Source organism: Microbacterium psychrotolerans (assembly GCF_031085295.1).
In the GTDB taxonomy this organism is placed as follows: Bacteria; Actinomycetota; Actinomycetes; order Actinomycetales; family Microbacteriaceae; genus Microbacterium; species Microbacterium psychrotolerans.
The window spans coordinates 187,094-212,520 of sequence record NZ_JAVFWO010000003.1 but is presented as its reverse complement, the minus strand read 5'-3'; the positions used below and the strand labels follow the sequence as shown (position 1 = coordinate 212,520).

At 70.0% G+C, this 25,427-nt stretch carries 27 protein-coding genes; 11 read left to right on the top strand and 16 right to left on the bottom strand.

The window, feature by feature from the left end:
• Positions 1 to 209 precede the first annotated feature (209 nt).
• A complete protein-coding gene (locus Q9R08_RS10120) occupies positions 210 to 1,655 on the top strand; it encodes an HNH endonuclease signature motif containing protein (RefSeq protein ID WP_308868475.1) in 1,446 nt (481 codons plus the stop codon).
• Between the two features lie 12 nt (positions 1,656 to 1,667).
• Here Q9R08_RS10120 and Q9R08_RS10115 read toward each other — a convergent pair whose 3' ends face one another.
• The gene (locus tag Q9R08_RS10115) at positions 1,668 to 1,811 is read right to left on the bottom strand and encodes a hypothetical protein (RefSeq protein ID WP_308867876.1); all 144 of its coding nucleotides are present in this window, start codon (positions 1,809 to 1,811) and stop codon (positions 1,668 to 1,670) included.
• A gap of 65 nt (positions 1,812 to 1,876) precedes the next feature.
• Between Q9R08_RS10115 and Q9R08_RS10110 the strand changes: the two genes are divergently transcribed.
• Positions 1,877 to 2,239, top strand: coding sequence for a hypothetical protein (locus tag Q9R08_RS10110; protein ID WP_308867875.1), 363 nt, complete (start codon positions 1,877 to 1,879; stop codon positions 2,237 to 2,239).
• 45 nt (positions 2,240 to 2,284) lie between these two features.
• Here Q9R08_RS10110 and Q9R08_RS10105 read toward each other — a convergent pair whose 3' ends face one another.
• The 4 genes from Q9R08_RS10105 to Q9R08_RS10090 all read right to left on the bottom strand — a co-directional run bounded on the left by Q9R08_RS10105 (position 2,285) and on the right by Q9R08_RS10090 (position 5,384).
• Complete coding sequence (locus Q9R08_RS10105) at positions 2,285 to 2,725, bottom strand: hypothetical protein (RefSeq protein WP_308867874.1); 441 nt, start codon at positions 2,723 to 2,725, stop codon at positions 2,285 to 2,287.
• Positions 2,722 to 4,671 carry a hypothetical protein gene (locus Q9R08_RS10100; protein ID WP_308867873.1) on the bottom strand — a complete coding sequence of 650 codons (1,950 nt, stop codon included), beginning with the start codon at positions 4,669 to 4,671 and terminating at the stop codon, positions 2,722 to 2,724. Before Q9R08_RS10100 ends, Q9R08_RS10105 begins: the two co-directional genes overlap by 4 nt.
• A 105-nt stretch (positions 4,672 to 4,776) precedes the next feature.
• Positions 4,777 to 5,238, bottom strand: a complete 462-nt coding sequence (locus tag Q9R08_RS10095; RefSeq protein ID WP_308867871.1) for a VanZ family protein — start codon at positions 5,236 to 5,238, stop codon at positions 4,777 to 4,779.
• Positions 5,238 to 5,384 (bottom strand): hypothetical protein, encoded by a 147-nt coding sequence (locus tag Q9R08_RS10090; RefSeq protein ID WP_308867870.1) that lies wholly within the window; start codon positions 5,382 to 5,384, stop codon positions 5,238 to 5,240. The genes Q9R08_RS10095 and Q9R08_RS10090 overlap by 1 nt, the downstream gene beginning before the upstream one ends.
• 117 nt (positions 5,385 to 5,501) lie before the next feature.
• Here Q9R08_RS10090 and Q9R08_RS10085 point away from each other — a divergent pair, with 117 nt between their 5' ends.
• From Q9R08_RS10085 to Q9R08_RS10075, 3 genes are read left to right on the top strand one after another with little or no spacing between them, the layout of a single operon-like run.
• Positions 5,502 to 7,292: a DUF4012 domain-containing protein gene (locus tag Q9R08_RS10085; RefSeq protein WP_308867869.1), complete on the top strand. Its 1,791-nt coding sequence runs from the start codon at positions 5,502 to 5,504 to the stop codon at positions 7,290 to 7,292.
• Between the two features lie 10 nt (positions 7,293 to 7,302).
• A complete protein-coding gene (locus Q9R08_RS10080) occupies positions 7,303 to 7,872 on the top strand; it encodes an LPXTG cell wall anchor domain-containing protein (protein ID WP_308867868.1) in 570 nt (189 codons plus the stop codon).
• A gap of 23 nt (positions 7,873 to 7,895) precedes the next feature.
• Positions 7,896 to 8,723, top strand: a complete 828-nt coding sequence (locus tag Q9R08_RS10075) for a hypothetical protein (RefSeq protein ID WP_308867867.1) — start codon at positions 7,896 to 7,898, stop codon at positions 8,721 to 8,723.
• Between the two features lie 13 nt (positions 8,724 to 8,736).
• On the opposite strand, the gene Q9R08_RS10070 is transcribed toward Q9R08_RS10075, so the two are convergent.
• Positions 8,737 to 10,545 (bottom strand): DUF4012 domain-containing protein, encoded by a 1,809-nt coding sequence (locus tag Q9R08_RS10070; RefSeq protein WP_308867866.1) that lies wholly within the window; start codon positions 10,543 to 10,545, stop codon positions 8,737 to 8,739.
• A 141-nt stretch (positions 10,546 to 10,686) separates the two neighbouring features.
• The gene (locus Q9R08_RS10065) at positions 10,687 to 11,406 is read right to left on the bottom strand and encodes an endonuclease/exonuclease/phosphatase family protein (RefSeq protein ID WP_308867865.1); all 720 of its coding nucleotides are present in this window, start codon (positions 11,404 to 11,406) and stop codon (positions 10,687 to 10,689) included.
• A 147-nt stretch (positions 11,407 to 11,553) separates the two neighbouring features.
• Between Q9R08_RS10065 and Q9R08_RS10060 the strand changes: the two genes are divergently transcribed.
• From Q9R08_RS10060 to Q9R08_RS10050, 3 genes are all read left to right on the top strand, one after another.
• Positions 11,554 to 12,000 carry a hypothetical protein gene (locus tag Q9R08_RS10060; protein ID WP_308867864.1) on the top strand — a complete coding sequence of 149 codons (447 nt, stop codon included), beginning with the start codon at positions 11,554 to 11,556 and terminating at the stop codon, positions 11,998 to 12,000.
• Positions 12,001 to 12,053: 53 nt separating this feature from the next.
• A complete protein-coding gene (locus Q9R08_RS10055; RefSeq protein WP_308867863.1) occupies positions 12,054 to 13,049 on the top strand; it encodes a glycoside hydrolase family 6 protein in 996 nt (331 codons plus the stop codon).
• A 123-nt stretch (positions 13,050 to 13,172) separates the two neighbouring features.
• On the top strand, positions 13,173 to 14,069 hold the full coding sequence (locus tag Q9R08_RS10050) for a response regulator transcription factor (RefSeq protein ID WP_308867862.1): 897 nt from the start codon (positions 13,173 to 13,175) through the stop codon (positions 14,067 to 14,069).
• Positions 14,070 to 14,242: 173 nt separating this feature from the next.
• Here Q9R08_RS10050 and Q9R08_RS10045 read toward each other — a convergent pair whose 3' ends face one another.
• On the bottom strand, positions 14,243 to 15,724 hold the full coding sequence (locus Q9R08_RS10045) for a glycosyltransferase family 2 protein (protein WP_418001341.1): 1,482 nt from the start codon (positions 15,722 to 15,724) through the stop codon (positions 14,243 to 14,245).
• Between the two features lie 190 nt (positions 15,725 to 15,914).
• Here Q9R08_RS10045 and Q9R08_RS10040 point away from each other — a divergent pair, with 190 nt between their 5' ends.
• Both Q9R08_RS10040 and Q9R08_RS10035 read left to right on the top strand, forming a co-directional pair.
• A complete protein-coding gene (locus Q9R08_RS10040; RefSeq protein WP_308867861.1) occupies positions 15,915 to 17,558 on the top strand; it encodes a sensor histidine kinase in 1,644 nt (547 codons plus the stop codon).
• Complete coding sequence (locus Q9R08_RS10035; RefSeq protein ID WP_308867860.1) at positions 17,555 to 18,730, top strand: hypothetical protein; 1,176 nt, start codon at positions 17,555 to 17,557, stop codon at positions 18,728 to 18,730. The genes Q9R08_RS10040 and Q9R08_RS10035 overlap by 4 nt, the downstream gene beginning before the upstream one ends.
• On the opposite strand, the gene Q9R08_RS10030 is transcribed toward Q9R08_RS10035, so the two are convergent.
• A complete protein-coding gene (locus tag Q9R08_RS10030) occupies positions 18,708 to 19,301 on the bottom strand; it encodes a hypothetical protein (protein WP_308867859.1) in 594 nt (197 codons plus the stop codon). The genes Q9R08_RS10035 and Q9R08_RS10030 overlap by 23 nt on opposite strands.
• Positions 19,302 to 19,356: 55 nt before the next feature.
• Entirely contained in the window at positions 19,357 to 20,217 is an 861-nt protein-coding gene (gene truA, locus Q9R08_RS10025; protein WP_308867858.1) for a tRNA pseudouridine(38-40) synthase TruA, read from the bottom strand.
• Between the two features lie 84 nt (positions 20,218 to 20,301).
• Here truA and Q9R08_RS10020 point away from each other — a divergent pair, with 84 nt between their 5' ends.
• Positions 20,302 to 22,209: an acyltransferase family protein gene (locus Q9R08_RS10020; protein WP_308867857.1), complete on the top strand. Its 1,908-nt coding sequence runs from the start codon at positions 20,302 to 20,304 to the stop codon at positions 22,207 to 22,209.
• A gap of 58 nt (positions 22,210 to 22,267) precedes the next feature.
• Here Q9R08_RS10020 and rplQ read toward each other — a convergent pair whose 3' ends face one another.
• The 6 genes from rplQ to infA all read right to left on the bottom strand — a co-directional run bounded on the left by rplQ (position 22,268) and on the right by infA (position 25,361).
• Positions 22,268 to 22,831 carry a 50S ribosomal protein L17 gene (gene rplQ / locus Q9R08_RS10015; RefSeq protein ID WP_308867856.1) on the bottom strand — a complete coding sequence of 188 codons (564 nt, stop codon included), beginning with the start codon at positions 22,829 to 22,831 and terminating at the stop codon, positions 22,268 to 22,270.
• A gap of 39 nt (positions 22,832 to 22,870) precedes the next feature.
• A complete protein-coding gene (locus Q9R08_RS10010; protein WP_116194480.1) occupies positions 22,871 to 23,860 on the bottom strand; it encodes a DNA-directed RNA polymerase subunit alpha in 990 nt (329 codons plus the stop codon).
• 125 nt (positions 23,861 to 23,985) lie between these two features.
• Positions 23,986 to 24,384 (bottom strand): 30S ribosomal protein S11, encoded by a 399-nt coding sequence (gene rpsK, locus Q9R08_RS10005; protein ID WP_018171470.1) that lies wholly within the window; start codon positions 24,382 to 24,384, stop codon positions 23,986 to 23,988.
• Positions 24,385 to 24,424: 40 nt separating this feature from the next.
• Entirely contained in the window at positions 24,425 to 24,799 is a 375-nt protein-coding gene (gene rpsM, locus Q9R08_RS10000) for a 30S ribosomal protein S13 (protein ID WP_045301516.1), read from the bottom strand.
• Between the two features lie 146 nt (positions 24,800 to 24,945).
• The gene (gene rpmJ / locus Q9R08_RS09995; RefSeq protein WP_005050492.1) at positions 24,946 to 25,062 is read right to left on the bottom strand and encodes a 50S ribosomal protein L36; all 117 of its coding nucleotides are present in this window, start codon (positions 25,060 to 25,062) and stop codon (positions 24,946 to 24,948) included.
• Between the two features lie 77 nt (positions 25,063 to 25,139).
• Positions 25,140 to 25,361, bottom strand: coding sequence for a translation initiation factor IF-1 (gene infA / locus Q9R08_RS09990; RefSeq protein WP_018171468.1), 222 nt, complete (start codon positions 25,359 to 25,361; stop codon positions 25,140 to 25,142).
• Positions 25,362 to 25,427: the final 66 nt, after the last annotated feature.

Sequence of the window (25,427 nt, the reverse complement as noted above, 5' to 3'; positions counted from 1 at the left end):
CCACGTCGTCCTCTTGCGGTCCCCGCTGACACGGGGGCGGCCGGATCCGGCACAAGGGCGTCGTTTGGCACGCGCCCAGGCTGTGTCGGCCCGAAGCGGGGCGGCCGCCGCAATGTCGGAGGCCCCCGCCATGATGGATCTAGCGAAGGACACCGGCATCCGGTTCTTCCGCCGAGATCTGACCGCGTTGTGCCCCGCGGTCCGGTCGAATCATCCCGTTCGGGAACGGTCGCGCATGGCGCGGCGGAAGGGCACATCGTGGACGACGCGGAACGCGACGAGGTCGAGGCGCAGCGCGCCGGAGACTTCGCTGCGGAGCTGCCCGCATTCACGCCGAAGAGGCTGCTCTCCACGCCCGCAAGCTGCGTCTCCTGGCCGACGCGTTCGCCCTGGCTGAGACGCAGCAGGCGCGCATCTCGTCGACACGCTCGAAGGAGCGCGACATGCCCCTCCGCGCGCTGGCGGCCGAGCTCGGACTCGCCGTGAAGGTCAACGACCGCACGATGCAGTCGCACATGTGGGACGCTCATCGACTCACGACGTCGTTCGAGGCCACCGTGGCCGCCCTCGAAGACGGGCGCATCTCGCGGGGCCACGTCAGCGCGATCCTCGACTGCGGCGGCGCCATCGACGAGCCGGCGGCACGGGCGGAGTTCGAACAGGCGGTTCTGGAGTATGCCGAGACGACCACGGCCGCACGCACCCGTGCCTACGCCCGGCAGCAGGCAGACATCCGCAACCCGCTCACCCTTCAAGAGCGCCACGATCTCGCGGTGCAGGGCCGCCGCATCTGGGTGACCGACCTCGACGACGGGATGTCGCTCCTGAACCAGCTGCTGCCGACAGCGCTGGCCCACGGCATCATCGACCGCACCACGCAGCAGGCCAAGCTCATCAAACGGGTCGACGCCGCCCGGCGCCACGAGGTGCGAACGACGGGCGAGGCGACGGATGCTGCGACCTCAGGTGCGCCCGGCAGCAGCTGTGAGAGCGAGCCCGACGAAGAAGAAGAAGAAGAAGAAGAAGAAGAGGTCTGGTACGACCAGCGGACGATGGACCAGATCCGCGCCGACCTCGTCGCCGACATGCTCCTCACCGGCGCTCCGGTGATCGACCCGACCCTGGACGCCGCGCCCGGCGGACTCGGGGCGATCCGCGCGACCGTGCAGATCACGGTGCCCGTCACGACGCTGACCGGCGTCACGAGCGGCGGCGCCGAACTCGACGGCATCGCGCCTGTCGACCCCGCCACCGCACGACGCCTCGCCGGCGACGCGCCGGGCTGGGACCGCGTGATGACCGAACCGGTGACCGGCATGGTCCTCGCGGTCGACCGCTACCAACCCTCGGCGGCGCAGCAGCGGTACCTCAGAGCCCGGGATCCGCACTGCCGCTTCCCCGGATGCCGAAGGCCGGCGCGACTGTGCGATGACGATCACACGCACGACCACGCTCGAGGCGGGCCGACCGACATCCGCAACCTCGCCTGCCTGTGTAAACGACATCACACGTTGAAGCACGCGACCGACTGGACGGTGCGCCAGTTGCCCGGCGGCACGCTGGAATGGACCAGTCCGGCCGGCCGGCCTTATCTCGACCATCCTCCGCAGCGCGTCGTCTTCGTGCCGGGCGACGAAACCGTCGCACCATTCTGAACGCAGCAGGCCTCAGCGCGAGCGCGAGTCCGAGTAGGACCCCGAGCGCGAGCGCGCGAGTCCGAGCCCGAGCCCGAGCGCGCGCGCGAGCGCGAGCGCGAGCACGAGCACGAGCACGAGCACGAGACGGAGCGACTCAGCGTGAAACGCGTGCACGACGGCAGACGACCGCTACGTTGGAGCCGTCCGCAGAATTCTGTCTCGCCACGGAGGACTCACCCATGACTCAGCGCCCGCTCGGCGTCACGCTCGTCGCCATCATCGCCTGGATCTCCGGCTTCCTGCAGATCGTCGGGTCGATCTTCGTGATCATCGCCGGTCTCTTCATCACCTGGCCGGCGATCCTCGGCTGGATCAGCCTCATCATCGGCGCCATCACCCTCGCCGTCGGCGTCGGCCTCTGGCGCGGCAACCCCACCGCCCGCACGATCGCGATGATCGTCTTCGCCATCACCATCGTGTTGCAGGTGCTGGGCATCTTCTCCGGCGCCAGCCTGTGGTCCGTGATCGGCGGCTCGCTGCTGTCGCTGATCGGGCTGATCCTCTTGAGCACGCGCGACGCCCGCAGCTACTTCGGCCGCTGACGCCACGCCCCGGCGGGGTGGTGACGGCTGACACGGGGGAGAGAGCTACTCGGTGAGGTGCCCGAGCAGCCGCTTCACGAGCACGACCATCGACTCTTCCTCGGCCTTCTTCTCAGGGGCCGGGTCCGCCTTCTTCGCTGTCATGCCCGCGGGTACCAGAACGGTGCCGCGCACCACCGTCATCTCCGGGTCGACGGGGAACCACTCGCGCAGGCCCTCGCTCAGCGCGGCGACAGGCAGCAGTTCGTTGATCGACTTGGCAAGCGGATCGCCTTTCACCTGGTCCCGCAGCAGCGCGTCGAAGTCCCCGAGCGCGGCCAGGATTCCGTTGTAGGCGGTCGCGACCTCGCGGAGCTTCTCGTCCGTGAGCGCGAAGCCGGCGACCGCGGTCGGAAGCCCGGCTGCGGCATCCCGCACGGCGGCGGCGGTTGACGGCAGTGTCGGATCCGGAACGGGCGTCTGATTCGTGCCGGTGGGGGCTGTCATGGGGTCCTCCCTTGCATGCGGTCCTTCCACAGCTGCGCGCGGTAGCAGGCGACGGAGTATGCGACTCCGGGGTCGTGTGAGTAGTCGCCGCTCGCACTGAGCGCGGCGTCCTCGCACTCGATGAGAACCTCCTCGACGGATGCGCCACTTCCGCTGCGCCTCGCGACCGCGCGCCATGCCCGCAGCTCGTCGCGGAACGCCGGGTGATGGAGCACGTCCGGAGGCTCGAGCGTCACGGGATGCGTCGGCTGATACCGGAACTCGTCGAGAAGCAGCAGCTGGCGTCGACGGATCGCCGTCTTCGGCGGTTCACGCCACGACAGCGGGCCACCGAAGGTGTCGCGGCGCAGCCGCATGTACTCGCGATCGGATACATCCTGCGCAGCTCCGTCGGCGATACCGGCGCCCGCCGCCTTGGCGTTGACCCCGGCGACCACCCGCGTCTGCAGCAGACGAATCAGCAGGCCGTTGTTGCGCATGCGGGAGATCCGTACACGGCGGCGTGCACGCTCGAGCTTCGAGAGATCGCCGTCGCCGTGGCGTCGAATCGCTCGACCCTCGCTGATGCTTTCGTAGACGACGTCCCACGCGTTGCGGCAGCGCGCCAGCTCGTCGAGGATCGCTCTGTCGAGGAACTCGCGGTACTCGACATGCGGACGAGGGTTGTCAGGGCGGTGGATCGTCGGGTCGCGGTACGCGAAGTTCGCGAGTGTCGTCCATGCGGCGCGATTATGCGGATCCAGCTCGACCGCACGCGCGAGGATGGTGATGCCGCGGCCCCGCGCCTCGCGGCTGGCGGTGAGCGCGTTACTGGCGATGTAGTGGAGCGCGATCGACTCGCCGTCGGTCGCCCCCGACAGGTTGGCATCGAACTCCGAACGGTACTTGGATCGCAACGTCGCGATCAGCTCGCCGGCGATGCGCGCCGCGAGCATCTCTGCAGACGTGAGCTCGGTGACGCCCGCGAGGTCGTCGCCGACCTTGATCCGCTTGGCCTTCATCAGAGCGCCGTTCCGGGAGATCGTGACCGACGCTGCCTTCTCCGTTTCGTTCTCGACGGTGACGCGCCACGGCGTCGATCCGAGGATGGCGCTGACACCGACCTGCAACGTCGCGACGAACTTGTTGTCGGAGAGCTCGGTCACGGCGCTGGCCGCGGTGGTGAGATCGGTACCGACCGGGAACTCGAGCCCGCGATTGGTACGCCCCGCCATCCCGTCCATCGCCGCCATCACGTGGGCGGTGTCGAGACTCTTGCCGTCGTCCTTGCCCTCGAGCTTGATGGTGACGCCCTGACGCGTAGCGAACGCGAACGTCAGGGTCGCCACCGTCAACACCAACAGCAGCAGCAGCAGCCACCACGCGCCCGACCGCCACAGCACAGCGTGGATGAACTGCCCGTACGTGAATCCGTCGGCGTCGACGTCCCTTCGACCCGCTGGACCGCCCTGCGCCATCACCCACATGCCACGCAGCGCGATGAGCGCGGGGACGATCACAGCCAGCGAGAGCCCCGCGATCCACGCGAAGATCCGCCAGCCACGCGATGATCGCGGGTTCCGCAGACCCGGTACGAGTGCCAGCAGGCGCCCCAGCGCCAGCAGCACCAGAGCGAACACCCCGACGAAGGCGGCGATCGGCAGGAGCACTTCGACGTTCTCAGTGAACGCCTCCCAGAGGTCTCCGAGACTGATCTCGGTGTACTGCGGCGACGGCGACTTCGCCGGCGCCAGACACGTCGCGATCTGGGCAGCGCTCCACCCCTGGTTCTCGAGCAGTTCAGCGGCGACGCGCAGTGCGTCGTCGCCGCCCCCTTCCGCGAGGGCGACAGCGGCGTCACAGGTGCGGTCGACCGCGGACGCTGCCGTCGTCGGGACGAGCACCACCGAAGCGGCGCCGCCGCCCACGGCGCCCGCAGCCGTCGCAACACGTCCCCGACCAGGCATCACGGCCCCCCACCGATCCCCGGAAAACCCCCGATTAGCGCATATCGTGGCCCTGCCGGACGGGCTCGTCAAGGCCCCTCGTCAACAGCGGTCCCGCGGCATCCGTCATCGCGGAGTCTTGCGCCGTTCGATCAGCATCGCGATCACGAGACCGATGGCCGCGCCGATCACGTTCGCGACGACGTCACGCAGACTCAGCGTGCGTTCGGCGAGGAACAGCGCCTGCCCCGACTCGATCACCAGGGTCGTGGCGAGCGCCAGCGGCACCACCAGTCCACGCTGGAGAGGAAGCGCGAGCGCCAGCAGCACTCCGAACGGCACGAACAGCAGGACGTTCGCGGTCGTCTCGATCACGTCATAGGTCAACCAGGGCACGGCGGTGGAGATCGAACGCAGGAAGCCTGATGCACCCCGATCTACGGGGACGGGCCAGAACGCGATCAGCATCAGCACGACGGCATAAGCGACGAGCAGGCGGATGCCGCGTCTCTGGCCTCGTCTGACATCCACGGCCGCGACGGCCGCGGTCGTCGGGGCCGCGGGCGCGAGCGTAGGCGCATCGGTCATCAGCCGACCACCGCCCACAGCACTCCGACGGCCACGAGGAATGCCGCCGCCAGGCAGATGACCCACATCGGCGCGCCACCGTACTCGCGCAGCAGCCACGGCTCGTGTCCGATGTCGTACCGCCGCCGTCGTCTCGACCGTGCCATCGCGCCCCCTTTCCCCGGCCCCACCATACGCTCGGCATGTTGCCGGCGGTCGACTGGGACGTTTCGCAACGGGTCTCACGCTCAGGATCGCCGCGCGCCGCATCGTATGGTGGATCGGTGACCGACTCGCCTCTGCCCCGCTCCGCGCGCATCGGTGGCACCGTCTTCGCCGTCATCCTCGGCGTGGTGCTGCTGGTCGCGATCCTCGGCGCCGCGTGGGTCGGCATCCGTGGTGCACTCGCGTACAGCCACCTGCGCGACGCTCAGCAGACGGCCGTCGCCGTCCGCGACAGCCTCGCCGACCCCGCGACCGCGAGCGACGCGATCGCCTCGCTCGCCGCCGACACCGGCGCAGCCCACGCCCTCACCTCCGACCCGGTGTGGAGCCTCGCCGAAGGCCTCCCGTGGGTCGGCCCCCAGCTCGCGGCCGTCGCCACCGTCGCCGAATCCCTCGACGGCGTGGCGAGCACCGCGCTGCGACCGCTCTCCGAGGTCGCCGCATCGTTCCAGGTCGACGCCCTTCGCCCGCAGGGCGGGCGCCTCGATCTCGCTCCGCTGCAGCAGATCAGCGGCGCGGCGAAGACCGCGACCGACGGGGTCGGAGCGGCCGCGGCATCCATCTCGGCGATCGACCGCACCGCACTGGTCGCCCCCGTCCGCACCGCCGTCGACGAGGTCGACGGGCTCCTGACCGAGGCAGGGACCGCCACCGACGCGCTCGCTCGGGCCACACAGCTCATCCCGTCGATGCTGGGCGCCGACGGACCCCGCAACTACCTCGTGCTCTTCCAGAACAACGCAGAATGGCGCTCGCTGGCGGGCATCCCCGGCGCCATGGCGCTCATCCACACCGAGGGCGGCACGCTGAGTCTCGCCGCACAGGAATCGTCGAGCGACTACCAGCGCTACGACGACGCCGTGCTGCCGCTCGACGAGGAGATCACCGCCATCTATGGCGATCGCCCCGCGCGATTCATCCAGAACGTGACCCAGGTGCCCGACTTCACGGTGAGCGCCACCCTCGCGCGCGAGATGTGGGCGCGCGAGCACGGCGGACAGCAGGTCGACGGCGTTATGGCGATCGACCCCGTCGCGCTGTCGTACCTACTTCAAGCCACCGGACCGATCACCCTGCCCACCGGCGACGTGCTGTCGCCCGACACCGCCGTGCCGCTGCTGCTCAACGAGGTGTACGCGCGCTACCCGCGACCGGCCGACCAGGACGCCTTCTTCGCCGTCGCCGCCGCGTCGGTGTTCGCGAAGCTGTCGGGCGGCGACGTCGACCCCGCCGCACTCGTGGCCGCGCTCACCCGGGCCGGTGACGAGGACCGCCTGCTGCTGTGGAGCGCGCACGAGGAGGAGCAGAGCATCCTGGCCGGCACCACACTCGCCGGCGGCCTGCCCGAATCGGACGACGAGGCAGCGCGCTTCGGCGTCTACGTCAACGACGGCACCGGCTCGAAGATGGACTTCTACCAGAACGCCTCCGCGACCCTCGCCTGGGACGGCTGCACCCTCGACGCCGCAGGCCGGGCGACGGGCGACGCCGTGCTCACCGTCACAATCGGCAACACCGCGCCGGCCGACGCCGCCAATCTTCCGGCCTACGTCACCGGCAACGGCGCCTTCGGCGTACCCGCCGGGATCACCCGCACGATCGGCTACCTGTACCTGCCCGAGGGCTTCGAGCTGATCGACGCGACGATGTCCGATGGCTCGGGATTCGGCGGCGGAACGCACGACGGACGCCGCGTCCTGAGCTTCGCGATCGACCTCCCGCCCGGCCAGACGGCGACCGCCACGGTCGTCGCGCGGGCCGCCGCACCGGTCGCCTCGACCCTCGAAGCCGCCATGACCCCGACGCTCGCACCGCCCGCCGCGGTTGCCGCAGTGTGCGGAGGTTCGTAGACTGCTCTCGATGCCCCACATCGCCAGTACACCTATGCCCCGGTTCCTCCCCCGAGCTGCCCTCGTCGCGACGCTCGCACTCGGAGCCGTGATCGCGGCGCCCGTGGCGGCGAGCGCGTCGACGATCTATCCGCCGTCGGGCTCGTGCACGACCACCCCGGCGACGGCGCAGGCGGGCGGCACCATCGTCTTCGCATGTGCGTCCGAGACGTTCTCGTCCGATGAGACGGTGACCATCACCGTCACCGGTGAGAACGGCGCCGAAGCGAGCATCGGCATGGTGCGCTTCGCCATCAGCACGGCCAGCGACACGACGACCTCGGCCGAGGACGGCTCGCTCGCCCCCATCGACATCACCCTCCCGTCCAACGCGACGGGAACGTACAACATCGCAGCGGTGTCGGCGACTTCCGCGGGCGGCACCGCGGCCGTCACCATCACCGGCGCCGACGGCCTGCCCTCCACCGGTCTCGACCAGGGCCAGACCATCGGCCTCTGGATCGGCGGCGGCGCGCTCCTGCTCGCCGGCGCCGCGCTCGCGGTCGTCGCGGCCGTGCGCCGCTCACGCGACTCGCGCTGACCTGCGGCTCGCGCTCTCCCGCCGTGTCGACCTCGCTCGAGCGCACCTACCGGTACCTGCGGATCGGCATCGCCGGCACTGTCGTCGCGATCTTCGTCGCGATCGCGCAGGCGGCGACCACCTACGGGTGGCTCACGTCGGTGAGCGACTACTTCTACACGCCCGCCCGCGACGTGTTCGTCGGAGCGCTGATCGCGGTATCCCTCGCGCTCTTCGCACTGTCCGGTCGCGGCGCCGAGCGTGCGCTCCTCGACGCCGCCGCGCTGTTCGCACCCCTCATCGCCCTCGTGCCGACGACCGTGTCACCGGATGCCGTGCCCGGCGTCGTCGTCGACTGCACGCAGCGGTGCTTTCCGCCGCAGTATGAAGCGGATGCCGCGAACGGAGTCTCCGTGTACCTGGTGCTGGGCGCCCTCGTGCTCCTGGTCGCCCTCGTGCTCGCCGCCCTGGGTCAGGTCTCGCTGACCGCCGTGTGGCCTTCGCTGCTGGTCGCCGTGATCGTCCTCGCCGTCACGGGACTCACGTGGGCGTTCGCACGCAGCGCGTTCCTGCAGCAGGCGCACTTCGTCGCGACGACGGCCTTCTTCGCGCTGTTCGCGGCGGTCGCGGTGCGCAACGCCTTCCCCCGCCGGGGTCCGCAGCCGACTCCGGTGTTCCGCGTGCTCTATACGGTCATCGCCGTGGGACTCGTGCTCACGCTGATCGCGTACGTCATCCTGCTGCCGCAGGCCGACGGCTCCGGCATCCCGATCGTCCTCATCGTCGAGGGGATCGCCCTCGCGCTGTTCTTCTCGTTCTGGGTGGTGCAGGGCGTCGAGAAGTGGGACGACCCGGATCCGACGCTCCTCTGACCGACCCGGGCGGTCACCCGGCGGCGGGGAAGAGCCCGGCGCAGCTCGGGTCGATCGTGACGGGCGTCGCGGTAGCCGTGGGGCTGTAGCGCAGTCGCAGCGGACCGAGGTCTCCGGACGGCAGGGCGACCGTGAAGGAGGTGGTCACGGTCTGTCCCTTGCCGACGAACACCGTCTTGCTCACTGCGGAGTTGCCCTTCTCGACGCCGCTGCGCTCCCACCGCGCGACGTCCCCCTTCGCCGGGACGGTGTGCGTGATCTGCCCACCGGGAGGCGCGAAGAACAGCACGTCGAGGATCATCGTGGTGCGCGGCAGGCCGAACTGCCAGTTACGGAGCCCGAGCGTGTACGGGCTTCGGATGTCGTCGCCGATGCCGTTGGCCAGCGTCATCGTGGTCGTGATCGTCCGCGCCGCGGCGTCGCACGTCGCGATGATCGACGTCGTCAGGTGGTACTCGAGCTTGCTGACGGAGGAGTCGTTCAGGTAGATCCCCACCTGCGTCTGCGTCGTGGTGTCGCCTGCCAGCGCGCCGTCCACACCGAGTTCGACTGCGAGCGCCTGCGCCGCAGGGTCGACGAAAGCCAGGTTGACCCGCTGCTCTGCGGCACCCCTCTTCAGCGCTTCGAGCATCTGCAGCGGGTCCCAGGCCGAGGTGGTCAGGTGCACGAACACCTGCTTGGCGGCATCCGCGAAGAAACGGTCGGAGTCGCGGCTCTCGGGATAGCGCTCGTACGCGTCACGCAGCAGCACCGAGACCGCGTTGTCGGCGGTGAGTTGGTCTCCCGTGCCGAGCGTCACGGGTCCGGCGACGGCGAGCATGTAGGAGAGCACGACGGGGTCGATCGAAACCACGCCGTCGAACGTCGCGCCGGTCGTGTGTATCCACAGGGCTTGGAAAAGCTGCGCCGTCGTCGGGAAGTCGGGCGTGAAGGTGTAGTCCTGCGAGTGCTTCGCCAACGTGGGCAGATACAGTCCGGTGGTCTCGGCGGGCAGCGCCACGTACACGTCGTCCTGCGTTCCGGCGTCGTAGAACGTCTGCGAACTCGCCTGATCCACGTACCCGAGCTTGCCGTCCGTGAGCGTCACGATCATGCTCGCCGCGGGGTTGCCGCCCGTGGCCCGGATCTCGGCGTTGTTCTGGAAGATCAGGAGGTAGGTCCTGGTCCCGCCCGACCCCGCCATGTCCAGAAGCGTCGGCAGGTACTTCTCGGCCACCCCGAGCGCCGGAGTCGCAAGGTCGATGAAGGTGAGGATGTCGGAGATCGACTCGCTCACCTCGGGAAGCAGCGTCGCCGTGTCGATCGGCGCGACGATGGCCTGCGCGTCCGCGAAGGCGGCGGCGATCTCGGGGATCGAGCTCTGCACCTGCCGGAACGGCTCGAGGTCGATCCCGCCGCCGTCGAGTGCGAGCTCGTCGAAGTCGGTGACCGACAGGAACTGCAGTCCCGGCGTCAGGGCGCGCTCGACGAGGACGTCGACCGCATGCGTCACGCGCCGCACCGCATCGACGTTCTGCCCGATGAACGGCACGCGAGAGGCGAGGTCCCACAACGGGCCGTCCACCGTCCGGACGGCGAGCGTGACGTTCGCCTGGATCGCGTCGGTCGCCGCGAGGAGCTGCGCCTCATCGGCCGTCTCCAGGCTGCCGCGGAGTTCTGCGATGCCGGATGCCGCTCGCCCGACGGCGGCGCGGGCCCGCTGCGCTTCCGACCAGAACTGCATCGTGAGCGCGCCGGCGACCACCGCGGTCGCGAGCAGCAGGGCGAGGACTCCGAACAGGATCCAGGGCCACACCCGCCGGCGGCGCGCCGGAACAGGCATTGCCCCGGCATCGTAAGCAACCCCAGTTCGCACACCCTCGGATACGGCGTGCGTGACGGTCCCCCTCGCCACGCTCCCCATGGTACGCGCGGCCTGTCAGGAAAACAGGGGGCTCCTGAAACGGCGGGGTGGGACTGCGACTCAGGCGGCGCCGGTCTCGGCGTCGAGCACTTCCACGACACGTCGCACGCCCGCCGCGGCGTGCGCGGTCACGAGGATGGGCAGGTGATCGCTGAGCCCCTGGGGAAGGGTGCGCACCCGGTCGATCTCGAACCCGACCGACGTCGCGAAGTCGTAGTGACCGCGGAAGAACCGATACCGGGTGTACGTGCGCGAGTCCGACAGGTTGAGCTCGTAGCCCTGCTCTCGGATGTGCTGCCCCAGCCGTTCCTTGAACACGGGGTAGTTGTAGTCGCCGACCATGAGCGCCGGCAGCCCGTCGCCCAGCTGCTGCAGCTCGCCCAGCGCAGTGCGGATCTGGTGGCGCCGCAGCGAGTTCAGCGCGGTGAGCGGGGCAGCGTGGAACGAGGCGACGATGATGTCGATGTTCTCGTCGATGTCGTGCAGCCTGACACCCAGCATCCGCTCCTCCGCCGGCTTCAGCACCCGGTCGTGGAGCGACTTCTTGAGCGCGAGCGCCCGCACGTCGACGGCGCGATAGGTGTTCTCGCGGTAGTACAGCGCGAGGCCCAGCCGGTTGCGCTGCGTCGAGTCGGCCAGCCGCAGACCTGAGATCTCATCGGGGATGTCGGTGGTGTCCGCCTCCTGCAGGCAGAGCACGTCCGCACCGTATCGCTCCACCAGGTGGGCGAGTTCGCCCGCCGCCCGGTGCTTGCGCAGGTTGTACGAGATGACCTTCATGTCGGAGCCAGCCTATGCCGCCGGGGTTGCGTGCGCGTGACCTTGACAAGTCCACATCACGACCTCACAGGGACCGTGGATCCTCCGATGTACGAAAACCGGATGCCGCCCCTCTGGAGTGGTGTGCCGACAACCCGGGAGGACCCCATGGCCGCAGCATCCACATCCGCCGTCCGCGCCGAACTCGCCGACGCCCTCACCGCGAGCCGCGCCGCCCGCGAGCAGGCCGAGCGCGAGCTGCACCGCAGCGTCGCCCTCCGCGCCCGCGCCGGAGAGGCGCTGGAGCGGACTGCACGACGCCCCGGCCTCGACGAGACCGAGCGCGCGCGCCTGCGCGCCGAGTACGCCGCCGCCGACCGCGTGGTCGCCCAGCGGCGCACGGCGCTCGACGAGGCGAAGAAGTTCGAGCATGCCGCATCCGTCATCGCGGGCGCGTACGAAGCCGAAGCCGCTTCGGCGAGCCCCCTCGCCGCGGCCCTCCTCCAGCTCGTCGGACCGCAGCGCGGCGGCACCGCCCGCCGCGGCGCACGAGCGTCGTCGGCACGCACGGCACCGGCCGCACGCGTGCGCAGCCCGCGCGCCCGAACCGCCTGAAGCGACACGCCGGGGTCCGCGCGGCCCGGCGTGATTCTCGTAGGCTCGCCTTCGTGCCCACGTCGCGACGGACCGTCTCCATCTTCGCGGTCACGGGCGCCGTCGCCGTCGTCGCGGTCGTCACCGCGGTCGTCCTCCTGGGAGGGCGGCCTCCCGAGCCTCCCGGGCGCGACACGAAGATCGTCGCCTCCGCCTCTTCGAAGGCTGCGGATGCCGCCTCGCGCGCCCCCGCGGGAAGCGCCGAGCACGACGCCGCGCACTATCTGAGCGATCAGCCCACGGCTGTCTGGCTCACCCCCGAGGCCGATCCCGTCGACGTCGTCGGCGAGCGCATCGCCCAGCTGGCGACTGAGGCGCGCGCGCAGTCGGCGCGGATAGCAGTCGTCGTCTACGGTCTGCCGGAGCGCGACTGCGGCGGACAGTCCGCCGGCGGGCTCGACGCCGACGCGTACGTCGAGTGGACGCAGGCCATCGGGCAGGCGCTGCGCGACGCCACCGACACGTCGCCCATCGTGATCCTCGAGCCCGACAGCCTCGCGCTGGCGCCGGAGTGCGGCAACGTGCCGGAGCGCGTCGCGCAGCTCGGCGCGGCGGTCGACGCGATCGGCGCCGAGAGCACGTGGATCTACGTCGACGGCGGCCACTCCGACTGGCTCCCCGCCGACGAGATGGCCGACCTCATCGAGCAGGTCGACCGGGCGGCCCACTACGGCCGCGGCATCCGCGGGTTCGCGACGAACGTGTCGAACTTCATGCCGACCTCGGACGAGGTCGCTTACGCCCACGACGTCGCCGCGCGGCTCGACGGGCTGCACGCCGTCATCGACACCTCGCGCAACGGCGCCGGCTCGAACGGCGAGTGGTGCAACCCGCCCGGCCGCCTCGTCGGCGAGCCCGGCGGCACGATCGGCGACAGCGTCGTCGACACCAACCTGTGGATCAAACCGCCCGGCGAGAGCGACGGCGAGTGCAACGGCGGCCCGGCGGCCGGTCGATGGTGGGACGAAGCGGCGATCGAGCTCACGCAGGACGTGGTCGTCTCGGATTGAGGCCGGACCAGGCATTACCCGGGGTTGTGTAGCATCGGGGGTACTGTGCACGCGTCGGGGGCCGCGGCTGGGGTCGGTCATCGGCGCAGGTTGGACCAACCGTCCGAGAGAGGACGACGCTGCATGAGCACCCCTTCCGACGAGCTGAAGACCGCCGTCATCATCGAGGACGACGCCGAGATCCGACACGTCCTGGCCGAGGTGCTCGAGTCGTCGGGCTTCTCGACGGTCTCGGTCGGAAACGGCATCGACGGGGTGCGCGCGGTGCTGACCTACAAACCGGTGCTCACCACCATCGACGTCCACATGCCGGGTATCGACGGCATCGAGGCGGCCAAGCGCATCCGCGCGCAGTCCGACACCTTCATCATCATGCTGACCGGCCTGACCGACGAGGCCGACGTGATCGCCGGGCTCGGTGCCGGCGCCGACGACTACCTCGTCAAGCCGTTCCGCCCCCGCGAGCTGCGGGCGCGCGTCGAGGCTCTGATGCGCCGTGCACGCGCGAGCGCCGAGGGGAACGCAGCGCCGGCGGCGCTGCCGTCGCAGGGCAGCGTGGGTCCGTCGTTCCCGAACGCCCGTCCGGCGACCACGTCCATCCCTACCAACACCCCGGCCGTCGAGGAGCCCAGCGCCATCACCGCGGTGCCTGCCGTGGCGGCATCCGTTCCCGCCCTCGTCGGCGACGGCGAATGGCTCGTGCACCGTGACCTCCGCCTGCACCCCGAGAACCGCATCGTGCTGATCGGCGACGAGGAGCTCGACCTCACGCGCACCGAGTTCGACCTGCTCGCGACGCTGCTCGAGTCGAAGCGGCGCGTCCGCAGCAAGGCCGATCTGACGCTGGTGCTGCGCGGCGAGTCCTACGTCACGAGCTACTTCGTGGGGGATGCCGACAAGCGCGCCGTCGAGGCGCACATGACGAATCTGCGACGCAAGCTCGGCGACAGCGCCGCGAACCCCAGCTACATCGAGACGGTGCGCGGCGTGGGCTACCGGCTCACCTCCGAAGCGGTCTGATCCGGCGAACGCCGAAGCGGAGGCATCCGCTGCGCCCCAGACGAGCAGATGCCTCCGCAGGCTTCGGAGAGGGCGCCCGCCTCTCCCCCCAGGCGGGCTCCCTCACCTCCTCCCCCGCGCCGTGCTCCCCAGCCGCGGCGCTTTCCCCAGTTCCGACCCGTTTCGGGTACGGGTCAGACCTTGTATCCGTGCTGACGACGGATGAGCTTGAAGAACATCGACAGTGTCTGCAGCACCGTGACGACGCCGACGATCGGCCAGCCGATCCATAGGATGGTGGACTGCACCATCGGGCCGAGCATCGACCAGATGACGGCCATGGCGATGATGACCGCGACCACGACGACCAGCGGCGTCCAGTGGCCGAGGCCTGCACCGCGCTCGGCCTTGGCCTGCATCGCCCAGTTGTCGACCTTCTTGCGCGACAGGAAGCGCGTCCACGAACGGGCGAAGTAGCTGAGTCGCAGCCACATGTACACCTCGGCCGGAACGAGGGTCACGGCGAACACGATGTCGCGCGCGCTGCGATTGCCCATGGTGAGCGCCATGCGGGTGTTCAGGGCGATCGCGACGGCGGGTGCGAGCAGCCACCACGGCGAGAACACGAACGCGCCGATCGACAGCGATCCGGCAAGGAGTGCGACGAACGCGACGCGCACGAAGAGGTTCGTCAGCATGCCGAAGTTCTCGAGCCACCGCACCCGCAGGTTCGGGTGGAACGGCTGACCCTTGGTGTCGCCGCGCTGACCCGGCCACATGAGCTCGATGGCGCCGTAGGTCCACTTCACCTGCTGCGCGTCGAGGGCGCGCAGGGTCGTCATCCCGCCGACGTCGGCGCGGGCGAAGGGGCTGATCTTGGTGAGGTAGCCGGCGCTCTTGATCTGCAGCGACAGCAGCGAGTCCTCGACCTCGGAGTCCTTGACCCACGGAGTGGACTGGTGGTTCTCCTTCATGACCTCTCGGAGGGCCTGCGTCGAGAAGATCGAGAACTGCCCGCCGAGCACGGCCATGTTGCGACCGCGCAGCAGGTTGTGCAGGTTGAAGGCGGCGAACTGCGCGCGCTGCCCGGTGATGAGGAACTTGGCGATGCCGCCCTTGATCGGCTTCTCGTCGATCGAGTAGATCGCCGAGATGCCGCCGATGCGGGTGTCGGAGGTCGCCTCCGACTCGAGGTACTCGACCGCCTTCGCGTCGGCGACCGTGTCGCCGTCGACGCCGAGGAGGTAGTCGTAGCCCTCGACCAGTGTGTAGCCGTAGTTCAGTGCGCCGACCTTCTTGTCGGGGTTCTTGCCGATGTCATGGACGAACACCTCGGTGAACTGCTCGCCCAGCTCGGTGACGATCTCGTGGGGTCCGGCGAAGGTCGAGGCGATGCTCACGGTGCGGTCGGACGTGTTGTTGACGACGACGTGGATCACGTCGGGCACGCGGGTCTGGCGGAGCAGCGATTCGATCACCTGTGCGATCGACTCCTCCTCGTTGTACGCCGGGATGACGCAGCCGATGGTCGAACGGTGCACCGAGGTGTCGTCGAGCACCGCCTCGAAGTCATCGGCGAAGCCGTGGGAAGAGACGGTCGTGACATCCTCCAGCGCGGCGGTCGCCTCGCTGTGGTGCGTCCGCGTGGTGCGGGTGAGCGGGACCAGTTGTGTCACGTTCGTCCCTTTCGAGATCGGGGCGCCGGGGTCTCCGGCACGAGAACAGCTTCCCCCGCCGACCGCAACGCACCTCCGAGAGACCGCGAGCGCTTCCGCAAGGTTTGCGCAAGGCATCCGCAAGGGACCTTCTGCCGACTCTCGCGGCGCGGCCCGAAATGCCGGGTGGCCGGGCCAATAGAATCGCGGCATGGCTACCGGGGCTGCACGACCGATGCTCGTCGTGGGCACGCCCGACGCCCGCACGCGGTCGATCTGGCTCACGCAGCTCGTCCTCGCGGCGAGCGTGCTGATCACGGCGGTCCTGGTGATGGTGCTGCAGCCCGAGCTGTTCGGTCACTGGAACTTCCTGCTCGGCACCGTCCTGGTCATCACCCTGACGCTCGCGACGCTGGCGGTGCCGTGGTCGCAGATTCCGGCATCCGCCGTGCTCGCGGTCCCGTTCGCGGACGCTCTTGCGATCGGCCTCATGTCGACCGGCACCGAACTGCGCCTGGGCTACCTCTGGGCGTTTCCGGTGATGTGGGTGGCCATGCATTTCCGGGCGACGGCGCTGGCAGCGATGCTCGCGGTGATCGGCCTCATCCTGCTGCTGGACTCGGCGAGCACCCCGGCGCCCTGGGCGGCGCTCCGTGTCTTCGTGGTGCTCCTCACCCTGACCTTCATCGGCATCACCTCGCACATCGCCCTGCGCAGGACGCGCTCGCTGCGGCGGCTCCTGCGGCGTCAGGCCGGCCGTCTCACCGCGACCCTCTCCCGTCGGTCCGACCAGGAGCGGCGGACGATGGAGATCCTCAACGGCATCGACACCGGCATCGCGCGGATCTCGGAGGACGGCACCCTGCTGGCCGTCAACGATGCGTATTCGCGGCTCTACGGCCTCGACCCGCTCGACCCGATGCGTCCCGCCCAATCCGTCGAATACACAGGCCTCCGAGGGATGCCGGTGCCCTTCTCGGAGCGCCCGTTCTCGCGCGCCGCCCGCGGTGAGACCTTCACGGACGCCTCGGTGTGGCTGTTCACCGCGCAAGGAGAATGGCGCGCGCTGTCGGTCACGGCGAAACGGCTGGCCGCCCGCGGCGACGAGGACTCCAGCATCCTGCTCCTCGTGCACGATGTGACGGCGCTCACCTACGCACAGCGGGAGCGGGAGCGCTTCACCGCGATGGCCTCCCACGAGCTGAAGCATCCGCTCACGGTCATGATCGGCAACGCCGAGCTGGCCCTCGAGCTCGACGAGCTCACTCCTCGAACGCGCGAGCGCTTCGAGTCCATCGTCGCCGCGAGCGACCGCATGCTCACGATGACCGAGAGCCTGGTCACGACCTCACGGCGCGGCTTCTCGGGCCGCGACGAGGTCGATGACATCGACCTGCAGCAGATCCTCCTCGAATCGGTCGCCTCGTTCCGCCCCACCGCGGTCGCCGACGACATCTCGGTCGACGTGCGCGCCGACGAGCCGCTGCCGATCACCGCCGACGGCTTCCGGCTGCGCCAGGTGGTCGACAACGTCGTCAGCAACGCCCTCAAGTACACCCCGCGAGAGGGACGGGTGCGCATCACCGGCGCCGTCGAGGGCGACACCGTCGTGCTGACCGTGGCCGACAGCGGCATCGGCATCGGCGCCGACGACCTCCCCCACATCCTGACGCCCTACTTCCGCACCAGCGAGGCGAAGAAGAAGTCCGGCGGCACCGGGCTCGGGCTCGGCATCAGCAACGACATCGTGCTCGCGCACGGCGGCACCCTGGAGATCGACAGCGAGGTGGGCGCGGGCACGACCGTCACCATCCGCCTGCCCTTGGCGGCGACCATCACGGAAGGACCCGCATGACCGACCTCATCGCCGGCTCGGGCGTCGATCTCGGCATCGCGCAGGCGGTGATCACGACGCTCGCCACGGCGCTGACCATCGGCATCGCGTTCCTCGTGCGGCCGGGACTGCCGACGCTGTACTGGAGCATCGCGTTCACCCTCTCGATGCTCGCGACCTACGGCGTGGTCGCCGGCGAGATCACCGACACTGAGGCGCTCCGCCGCGCCTCCCTGGGAGCTCTCATGGGCGCTCCCGCCTTCCTCTGGTCGGGGTTCCGGGCGGCCTGGGGGCTGCGTCCGCATCTCTGGGCGGGTGCGCTCCTCGCCGGCGGCTCGGCCCTGGCGCTCGCGACCGTCAACGACATGTCATGGTTCACCGTGACGTATCGCACCGTCTTCTTCGCGGCGTCCGTCTTCGCCGGCCTGTTCGTGCTCGACTGGGCGCGCTCGGCGAGCCGGCGCAGCGACAGGCTGCTGCTGCCCCTGGTGATCGTGTCCGTCGCCTTCTTCGTCACCGGTGTCGCCACGTTCGTCGCGGGTTTCGTCTTCCCGCCGTCGGGCGGCGACGACTTCACGCTGGTGCGCCTCGTCTCATCGATCGGGATGCTGGTCTACGTCGCCTGCGCGCTGATCGCGGTCGTCGGGCCCACCGCGCGCGACAGCGGCCTGGGGCGGCCCGCAACGGTGTCGACCGCCTGGCAGCAGTTCGAGCGCACCGCGAGCGACCGGCTGATGCGGGCCCAGAAGACGTCGGAGCCCTGGTCCGTCGTCTACCTGGGACTCGACGATGCCGCCGACATCCGCCAGACAGCCGGCGCGGCGGCTTTCGCGCGGCTGTCCGAGCGGCTCGAGGACGAGGCGAGCACCGTGTTCCCCGCCGAGTCCGACGTCGGCTCGCCCTCGGCGGGTGCCGTGGTCGTCCTGGTGCCCCGAGGAGACGCCGCCGTGCGCGACCTGCTGCGCATCATCCTGGAGCGGGTCACCCTCCTGGACCTGCACGGCGCCATCCCGATCCGGCCGACCGCGAGCGCCGGCTGGGCACCGGTCTCGGTGCTCGGCTACGACCTCGACACGCTGGTATACACCGGCCGCGAGGCTGCGCGGGTGGCCAGCGGCAAGGGCGGTGACCGGTGGGAGCGCGTCGGCGCGACGATCGTGAAGCGCCTGATCAGCCAGTCAGAGCTACCGTGATCGTGTCGGTCGCCGTCTGCTTGGCGTACTCGCTCGACGTCGGGGTCGTCTGCACCAGGAAGTCGTAGCTGAACTGCAGCGTGACGAACGTCGCCTCCGGCGGCACCGGACCGACGTTGAACGTCTGCGAGTAGCTGTACGGATCGAGCACCAGGTAGCCGGGGCTCACGGTGGAGGCGTCGACCTGGGGCGCCAGAGCCTCGAGCGCTCCGGTGGGCGTCGAGGGGACGGCGGTCATCGAAGCGCGCTGCAGGTACACCTTCTGCCCGTCGTCGGGCTGGACGGTCGTGATCAGCGAGATGCTGACGGGCTTGACGGCCTCCGCGGTCCACTGGTCCATCGACAGCGTCGACCAGTAGTCGACGGTGGCGGTCACGGCGCCCGCCGCGAGCTGCCGCTGGGTCGCCCCGCCCGAGAGGTCGTTGGGCACCGGTGTGGGCACGGCGGTGGACGTCGCGGTCGGCGTGCTGCCGCCGGCCGGATCCCACGGCGCCGGCCCGCAGGCCGCGAGAGTCGAGACACCGAGCGCACCCATCACGACGACGCCGGCGAACCGGTTCCACTTGCGCATACGACCCCCGAAGTCGACCCCGCCCGAAACGTCCGGTCAGTCTAGCGGGGAGCCCTCACTCGCGGTCGCGCCGCGCGCGCGTCTGCTCGGCGCGCTGGGCCAGCAGCTCGTCCGCGGGGTAGCCGACCGCGGTCAGCGTGAGCCCGCGCGCGGCGAGCACCTTGACCTCGGGCACGCGCTCCTGCGCGTCACGGATGTCGACCACGTCGTCGACGTCGAGCCTGCCGTCGCCGACGGCGACGCAGGCGCCGACCAGCGCGCGCACCATGCTGTGGCAGAACGCGTCCGCCTTGATGTTGGCGACCAGCACCCCGGCCTCGTCGCGGTGCCAGTCGAACTCGAGCAGCGTGCGGATCGTGGTCGCCTCTTCGCGCGGTTTGCAGTAGGCGGCGAAGTCGTGCAGGCCGATGAGTGCGCGGGCCGCGGCATCCATGGCATCCGTGTCGAGGGATGCCCGCACGGTGGTGGTCCGATGGCGCTCGAGCGGGTCGTACCCGGTGACGCTGTCGCCGATCCGGTACTCGTAGCGACGCCACACGGCGGAGAAACGGGCGTCGAAGCCCGCGGGCGCGATGCGCGAGCCGAGCACCGCCACATCCGAGTACGAGCCGACGACACCGGTCATGCGTGCCGCGAGGGCGGCGGCGCGGTCGTCGAGCGTGGGCATCCGGGTTCCGGCGCGCACCTGCCGCGCGAGCAGGCGCTGCACCTGGCCGTCGTCGAGGTCGACGTGCGCGACCTGGCCGGTGGCATGGACTCCGGCGTCGGTGCGACCGGCGACCACCAGCCGCGGCTCGCCGCCGAGCACCCGGGCGAGCGCCGACTCGAGCGTCTCCTGCACCGTGCGGAGCCCGGGCTGGCGCGCCCATCCGCGGAAGTGCGTACCGTCGTAGGCGATGTCGAGGCGGATGCGCACCTGCCCAGCCTAGTGAGCCGCAGCTGTCGCCCTTCAGGGTCCCCACGTAGGATTACCGTTCCCCACCTTCGTTCACGAGAAGCCATGACGTCGACTGCGCCCACCGCTGCCCCGCCCGCCGCCCGTTTCGCCGGGCTCGACGGCATGCGCGCGATCGCGGTGACGCTCGTCGTGTTCTACCACCTGTTCCCGCTCCACCTCCTGCCCGGCGGCTTCCTGGGCGTCGACGTGTTCTTCGTCATCAGCGGGTTCCTCATCACGAGCCTCCTGCTGCGCGAGCGCACGGCGACCGGCCGCATCGCCCTCGGACGGTTCTGGCAGCGCCGCGCCCGGCGCCTGCTGCCGGCCCTCGCGGTCGTCGTCGCCGTGTGCTCTGCGCTGGCGTGGGTCGTCGGCGGCGACGTGCTCGTCGATCTCGACGCCCAAGTGCTCGGCGCCGCCACCTTCAGCTACAACTGGGTTTCCATCGCCGGCGGCGGCGGGTATTTCGCGGCCGCGACACCGGAGCTGTTCCGCAACTTCTGGTCGCTTGCGGTCGAAGAGCAGTTCTACCTTCTCTGGCCGCTCCTCTTCCCGTTGTTCCTGCTGCTGCCCCGCGCCTGGGGGCGCACGGCGACGGCGTTCGCGCTGGCCGCCGGCTCGGCGGTGTGGATGGGCGTGGTCGCCGGCGGCGGCGGTGATCTCACGCGCGCCTACTTCGGCACCGACACGCACGCGTTCGGGCTGCTGCTGGGCGTCGGCCTGGCCTTCCTGCTCGCCCCGCTGTCACGTGCGCGCTGGGCGGACTCCCCCGCCGCACGCCGCGTCACCGGTGGGGCCGGGGTCGTCGCGATCGCGGCGCTCGTCGCCCTCACGGCGCTGCCGCTCGGCGGCGCGGTGACGGCGTTCCCGGGTGCGCTCCTCGCGGCGAGCCTGCTCAGCGCCGTCGCGATCGTGGCCGGCGTCTGGCCCGGCTCCTGGTTCGGACGCACGCTCGACGTCCGGGCGCTGCGCTGGATCGGCGACCGCTCGTACGGCATCTACCTGTGGCACTGGCCGCTGCTGGTGCTGGCGGTGGCCGCGTTCGCGCCCGGCCACACCGTCGCGGCGGCGCCGGTGTGGATCGGCGTGAGTGTCCTCGCGGCGACGGCCGCGGCATCCGCTCTGTCGTTCCGCTTCCTCGAGACGCCGGTGCGACGACTGGGCTTCCGCAGGTCGGCGCGCGCCCTCGCCGCCCGGTTGCGCGGCGGACCCCGCGCCCGCCTGCGTGTGCTCGGCGTCGCGCTGGCCGGCGCGGTCGTGCTCGCCGGCACGGGCGCGGCGCTTGCGGCAGCGCCCGACGAGTCCAGCGCCGAAGCCGCTGTCCGCGCCGGCCGCGAGGCCCTCGCGGAGGCCATGCGCGACGCTCCCCCGGCGCCCATCGCGCCGACGCCGTCGGATGCCGCGCCCGCCGCGCCCGCGGACGTCCCCGGCGACCAGATCACCGCCGTCGGCGACTCCGTCATGCTGGCCTCGGCGGGCGGGCTCGTCGAGCGCCTGCCGGGAGTCGACGTCGATGCGGAGGTGTCACGGTCGATGTGGGCGGGCCCGCGCATCGTCGACGATCTCGCGGCCGCCGGCAGACTGCGTCCCTACGTCGTCGTCGCGCTCGGCACGAACGGGCCCGTCGACCACGGGGCGCTCGAGCAGCTGGCCGACTCCGTCGGCCCCCAGCGGGGCCTCGTGCTCGTGAACGCGTATGCGCCGCGCGACTGGATCCCGGGCGTCAACGCCGAGCTCGCCGCGTTCGCCGAGGAGCGCCGCAATGTGGTCGTCGCGGACTGGTCGGGCGCTATCGCGCCGCACGAGGACATGCTCGCCGACGACCGGATCCACCCCGACGCGTCGGGCGGGCGCATCTTCGCCGACACCGTCGCCGCCGCCGTCGATGGACTGGCGGAGAAGCGCCGCACCGAAGCGGCCGATCGCGCCGAGCGCCTCGCCCAGATCTTCAGCGCCGACCTCATGCCGTAGATGCAGCGAGACCCGCCACCCAGTGGGTGGCGGGTCTCGCGATGCGAAGGGTGACCGATTACTCGGACTTCTCCTCGGCGGGAGCCTCGACGGCGTCCTCGGCAGCAGCCTCGGCGGCGGCGCCCTCCTCCTGCGACTCGGCGCCGGCTTCGGCGGCCTCGTCGGTGGCGGGGGTCTCCTCGGCGGCGTCCTCGACGGGAGCCTCCTCGGCGACCGGAGCGGCCTTGGCGGCAGCCGCCTTCTTCGCGGACGGCTTCTTCGTCACGGGCTCGAGGACGAGCTCGATGACGGCCATGGGCGCGTTGTCGCCCTTGCGGTTGCCGACCTTCGTGATGCGGGTGTAGCCGCCCTCACGGTCCGCGACCAGCGGCGCGATCTCGGTGAAGAGCTCGTGCACGACCGACTTGTCACCGATGACCGACAGCACGCGACGACGCGCGTGCAGGTCGCCGCGCTTCGCGAACGTGATGAGGCGCTCGGCGAGCGGACGCAGGCGCTTGGCCTTGGTCTCGGTCGTCTTGATCGACTTGTGGGTGAACAGCGCAGCGGCCAGGTTCGCAAGCAGCAGACGCTCGTGGGCGGGGCCGCCTCCGAGGCGGGGACCCTTCGTGGGCTTGGGCATTCTTTGTTACTCCAGGATCAGATTCGGGGGGTCCGGAACTCAGACGGTCTCGTCGTCGTAGCCGCCGTAGAAGTGCGCGCCGTCGAACCCGGGAACCGAGTCCTTCAGCGACAGGCCGAGCGAGACGAGCTTGTCGCGCACCTCGTCGACCGACTTCTGACCGAAGTTGCGGATGTTCATGAGCTGCGTCTCCGAGAGGGCGACAAGCTCCGACACGGTGTTGATGCCCTCGCGCTTGAGGCAGTTGTACGAACGCACCGACAGGTCGAGATCCTCGATCGGCATCGACAGCTCGTTCGAGAGGACGGTCTCGACCGGCGCCGGGCCGATCTCGATGCCCTCGGCTTCGACGTTGAGCTCGCGGGCCAGGCCGAAGAGCTCCGTCAGCGTGCGACCGGCCGAGGCGACGGCGTCGCGCGGGGCGATCGAGGACTTGGTCTCGACATCCAGCACGAGCTTGTCGAAGTCGGTGCGCTCACCGGCACGCGTCGCGTCGACGCGGTACGAGACCTTCAGCACCGGCGAGTAGATCGAGTCGACCGGGATCTGGCCGGCCTCGGCGTACTCGTTGCGGTTCTGCGTCGCCGAGACGTAGCCGCGGCCACGCTCGATGGTGAGCTCGAGCTCGAACTTGGCGGTGTCGTTGAGCGTCGCGATGACGAGCTCGGGGTTGTGCACCTCGACACCGGCCGGCGCGGAGATGTCGGCGGCGGTGACCTCACCGGCGCCGGTCTTGCGCAGGTACGCGGTGATGGGCTCGTCGCGCTCGCTGGAGACGACCAGCTGCTTGATGTTGAGGATGATCTCGGTGACATCCTCCTTGACACCCGGGATGGTGCTGAACTCGTGGAGGACGCCGTCGATGCGGATCGACGTCACTGCGGCACCAGGGATGGACGACAGGAGGCTGCGACGCAGCGCGTTGCCGATCGTGTAACCGAAGCCGGGCTCCAGCGGCTCGATGACGAAACGGCTGCGGAACTCCCCGATCTTCTCCTCGGTCAGAGTGGGACGCTGTGCGATGAGCACTATGTGTTCCTTTCGATCACGTGCCCGCTATATGACACGTGCGGTGGGTGAGGTGTTGAGTTTTACTCGTGGGATGCCGGAGCCGCCCGCGCTGGCGGGGGCTCCGGCATCCGTGAAAAGAGATGTCAGACGCGGCGGCGCTTCGGCGGACGGCAGCCGTTGTGGGCCTGCGGCGTCACGTCCTGGATCGAGCCGACCTCGAGGCCTGCGGCCGTGAGCGAGCGGATCGCGGTCTCGCGACCCGAGCCCGGGCCCTTCACGAAGACGTCGACCTTCTTGACGCCGTGCTCCTGCGCCTGGCGGGCAGCGGACTCCGCGGCCATGCCGGCGGCGTACGGCGTGGACTTGCGCGAGCCCTTGAAGCCCACGCCACCCGACGACGCCCAGCTGATGACGGCGCCCGACGGGTCGGTGATCGAGACGATCGTGTTGTTGAACGTCGACTTGATGTGGGCCTGGCCCAGCGCGATGTTCTTCTTCTCCTTGCGGCGCGGCTTGCGCGCGGCGGACTTGGCCTGTGCCATGTGCGTTTTCTCCCTGAATCCTTGGGGCGCCGGCGGAGGCCTAGCGCGCCTTCTTCTTGCCGGCGACGGTGCGCTTCGGGCCCTTGCGGGTACGAGCGTTCGTCTTCGTGCGCTGACCGCGCACCGGGAGGCCGCGGCGGTGGCGCAGGCCCTCGTAGGAGCCGATCTCGACCTTGCGGCGGATGTCGGCGGCAACCTCGCGGCGAAGATCGCCCTCGACCTTGTAGTTGCCTTCGATGTAGTCGCGGAGTGCGATGAGCTGGTCGTCGCTGAGGTCCTTGACGCGGATGTTCTCGTCGATCTCCGTCGCTGCGAGGATCTCGTTCGAGCGGGTACGACCGACGCCGTAGATGTACGTGAGGGCGATCACCACGCGCTTGTCGCGCGGGATGTCAACGCCGGCAAGACGTGCCATGCGGTTTCTCCTGTGGAGTGAGTGGAGGTGTGGAGCAGGATCGGTGCCCGGGCCTCCGCCCGAGGTGTCCCCTCCGGAGAGGTTCTGATCCTGCCTGTGATGTGTTCAGTTGTGAGTCATCGGGCTGCGCCGGGCGCAGCATCCGATCAGCCCTGGCGCTGCTTGTGACGCGGGTTGCTCTTGCAGATCACCATGACGCGACCGTGGCGGCGGATGACCTTGCAGTGGTCGCAGATGGGCTTGACGGAGGGGTTGACCTTCATGTTCTTTCCTGTTTCGCTGTCTTCGCCGGGCAGGTGTGACCTTCCGGACACGCCTGGGGCGTTACTTCTCGACCGGTCTAGCGGTAGCGGTAGACGATGCGCCCGCGGGTGAGGTCGTAGGGCGACAGCTCCACGACGACACGGTCCTCGGGGATGATGCGGATGTAGTTCTGCCGCATCTTGCCTGAGATCGTGGCAAGAACCTTGTGTCCGTTCGACAGCTCAACGCGGAACATCGCGTTGGGCAGCGCCTCGGACACGACGCCCTCGATCTCGATGACACCGTCTTTCTTCGCCATACGCTCGCTAACACTTGTGCAGACCGGTCGGTCTGCGGTGGATGGGGTTCGGTGCTACGACACGCC

What these genes read in the sequence shown, in the direction of transcription:
- Q9R08_RS10110 (WP_308867875.1), top strand. Translation starts at nt 1,877, where the DNA reads ATGACTCAGCGCCCGCTCGGCGTCACGCTCGTCGCCATCATCGCCTGG.
- Q9R08_RS10105 (WP_308867874.1), bottom strand. Translation starts at nt 2,725, where the DNA reads ATGACAGCCCCCACCGGCACGAATCAGACGCCCGTTCCGGATCCGACA.
- Q9R08_RS10100 (WP_308867873.1), bottom strand. Translation starts at nt 4,671, where the DNA reads ATGCCTGGTCGGGGACGTGTTGCGACGGCTGCGGGCGCCGTGGGCGGC.
- Q9R08_RS10095 (WP_308867871.1), bottom strand. Translation starts at nt 5,238, where the DNA reads ATGACCGATGCGCCTACGCTCGCGCCCGCGGCCCCGACGACCGCGGCC.
- Q9R08_RS10090 (WP_308867870.1), bottom strand. Translation starts at nt 5,384, where the DNA reads ATGGCACGGTCGAGACGACGGCGGCGGTACGACATCGGACACGAGCCG.
- Q9R08_RS10080 (WP_308867868.1), top strand. Translation starts at nt 7,303, where the DNA reads ATGCCCCACATCGCCAGTACACCTATGCCCCGGTTCCTCCCCCGAGCT.
- Q9R08_RS10070 (WP_308867866.1), bottom strand. Translation starts at nt 10,545, where the DNA reads ATGCCTGTTCCGGCGCGCCGCCGGCGGGTGTGGCCCTGGATCCTGTTC.
- Q9R08_RS10065 (WP_308867865.1), bottom strand. Translation starts at nt 11,406, where the DNA reads ATGAAGGTCATCTCGTACAACCTGCGCAAGCACCGGGCGGCGGGCGAA.
- Q9R08_RS10060 (WP_308867864.1), top strand. Translation starts at nt 11,554, where the DNA reads ATGGCCGCAGCATCCACATCCGCCGTCCGCGCCGAACTCGCCGACGCC.
- Q9R08_RS10050 (WP_308867862.1), top strand. Translation starts at nt 13,173, where the DNA reads ATGAGCACCCCTTCCGACGAGCTGAAGACCGCCGTCATCATCGAGGAC.
- Q9R08_RS10040 (WP_308867861.1), top strand. Translation starts at nt 15,915, where the DNA reads ATGGCTACCGGGGCTGCACGACCGATGCTCGTCGTGGGCACGCCCGAC.
- Q9R08_RS10035 (WP_308867860.1), top strand. Translation starts at nt 17,555, where the DNA reads ATGACCGACCTCATCGCCGGCTCGGGCGTCGATCTCGGCATCGCGCAG.
- Q9R08_RS10030 (WP_308867859.1), bottom strand. Translation starts at nt 19,301, where the DNA reads ATGCGCAAGTGGAACCGGTTCGCCGGCGTCGTCGTGATGGGTGCGCTC.
- Q9R08_RS10020 (WP_308867857.1), top strand. Translation starts at nt 20,302, where the DNA reads ATGACGTCGACTGCGCCCACCGCTGCCCCGCCCGCCGCCCGTTTCGCC.
- rplQ (WP_308867856.1), bottom strand. Translation starts at nt 22,831, where the DNA reads ATGCCCAAGCCCACGAAGGGTCCCCGCCTCGGAGGCGGCCCCGCCCAC.
- rpsK (WP_018171470.1), bottom strand. Translation starts at nt 24,384, where the DNA reads ATGGCACAGGCCAAGTCCGCCGCGCGCAAGCCGCGCCGCAAGGAGAAG.
- rpsM (WP_045301516.1), bottom strand. Translation starts at nt 24,799, where the DNA reads ATGGCACGTCTTGCCGGCGTTGACATCCCGCGCGACAAGCGCGTGGTG.
- rpmJ (WP_005050492.1), bottom strand. Translation starts at nt 25,062, where the DNA reads ATGAAGGTCAACCCCTCCGTCAAGCCCATCTGCGACCACTGCAAGGTC.
- infA (WP_018171468.1), bottom strand. Translation starts at nt 25,361, where the DNA reads ATGGCGAAGAAAGACGGTGTCATCGAGATCGAGGGCGTCGTGTCCGAG.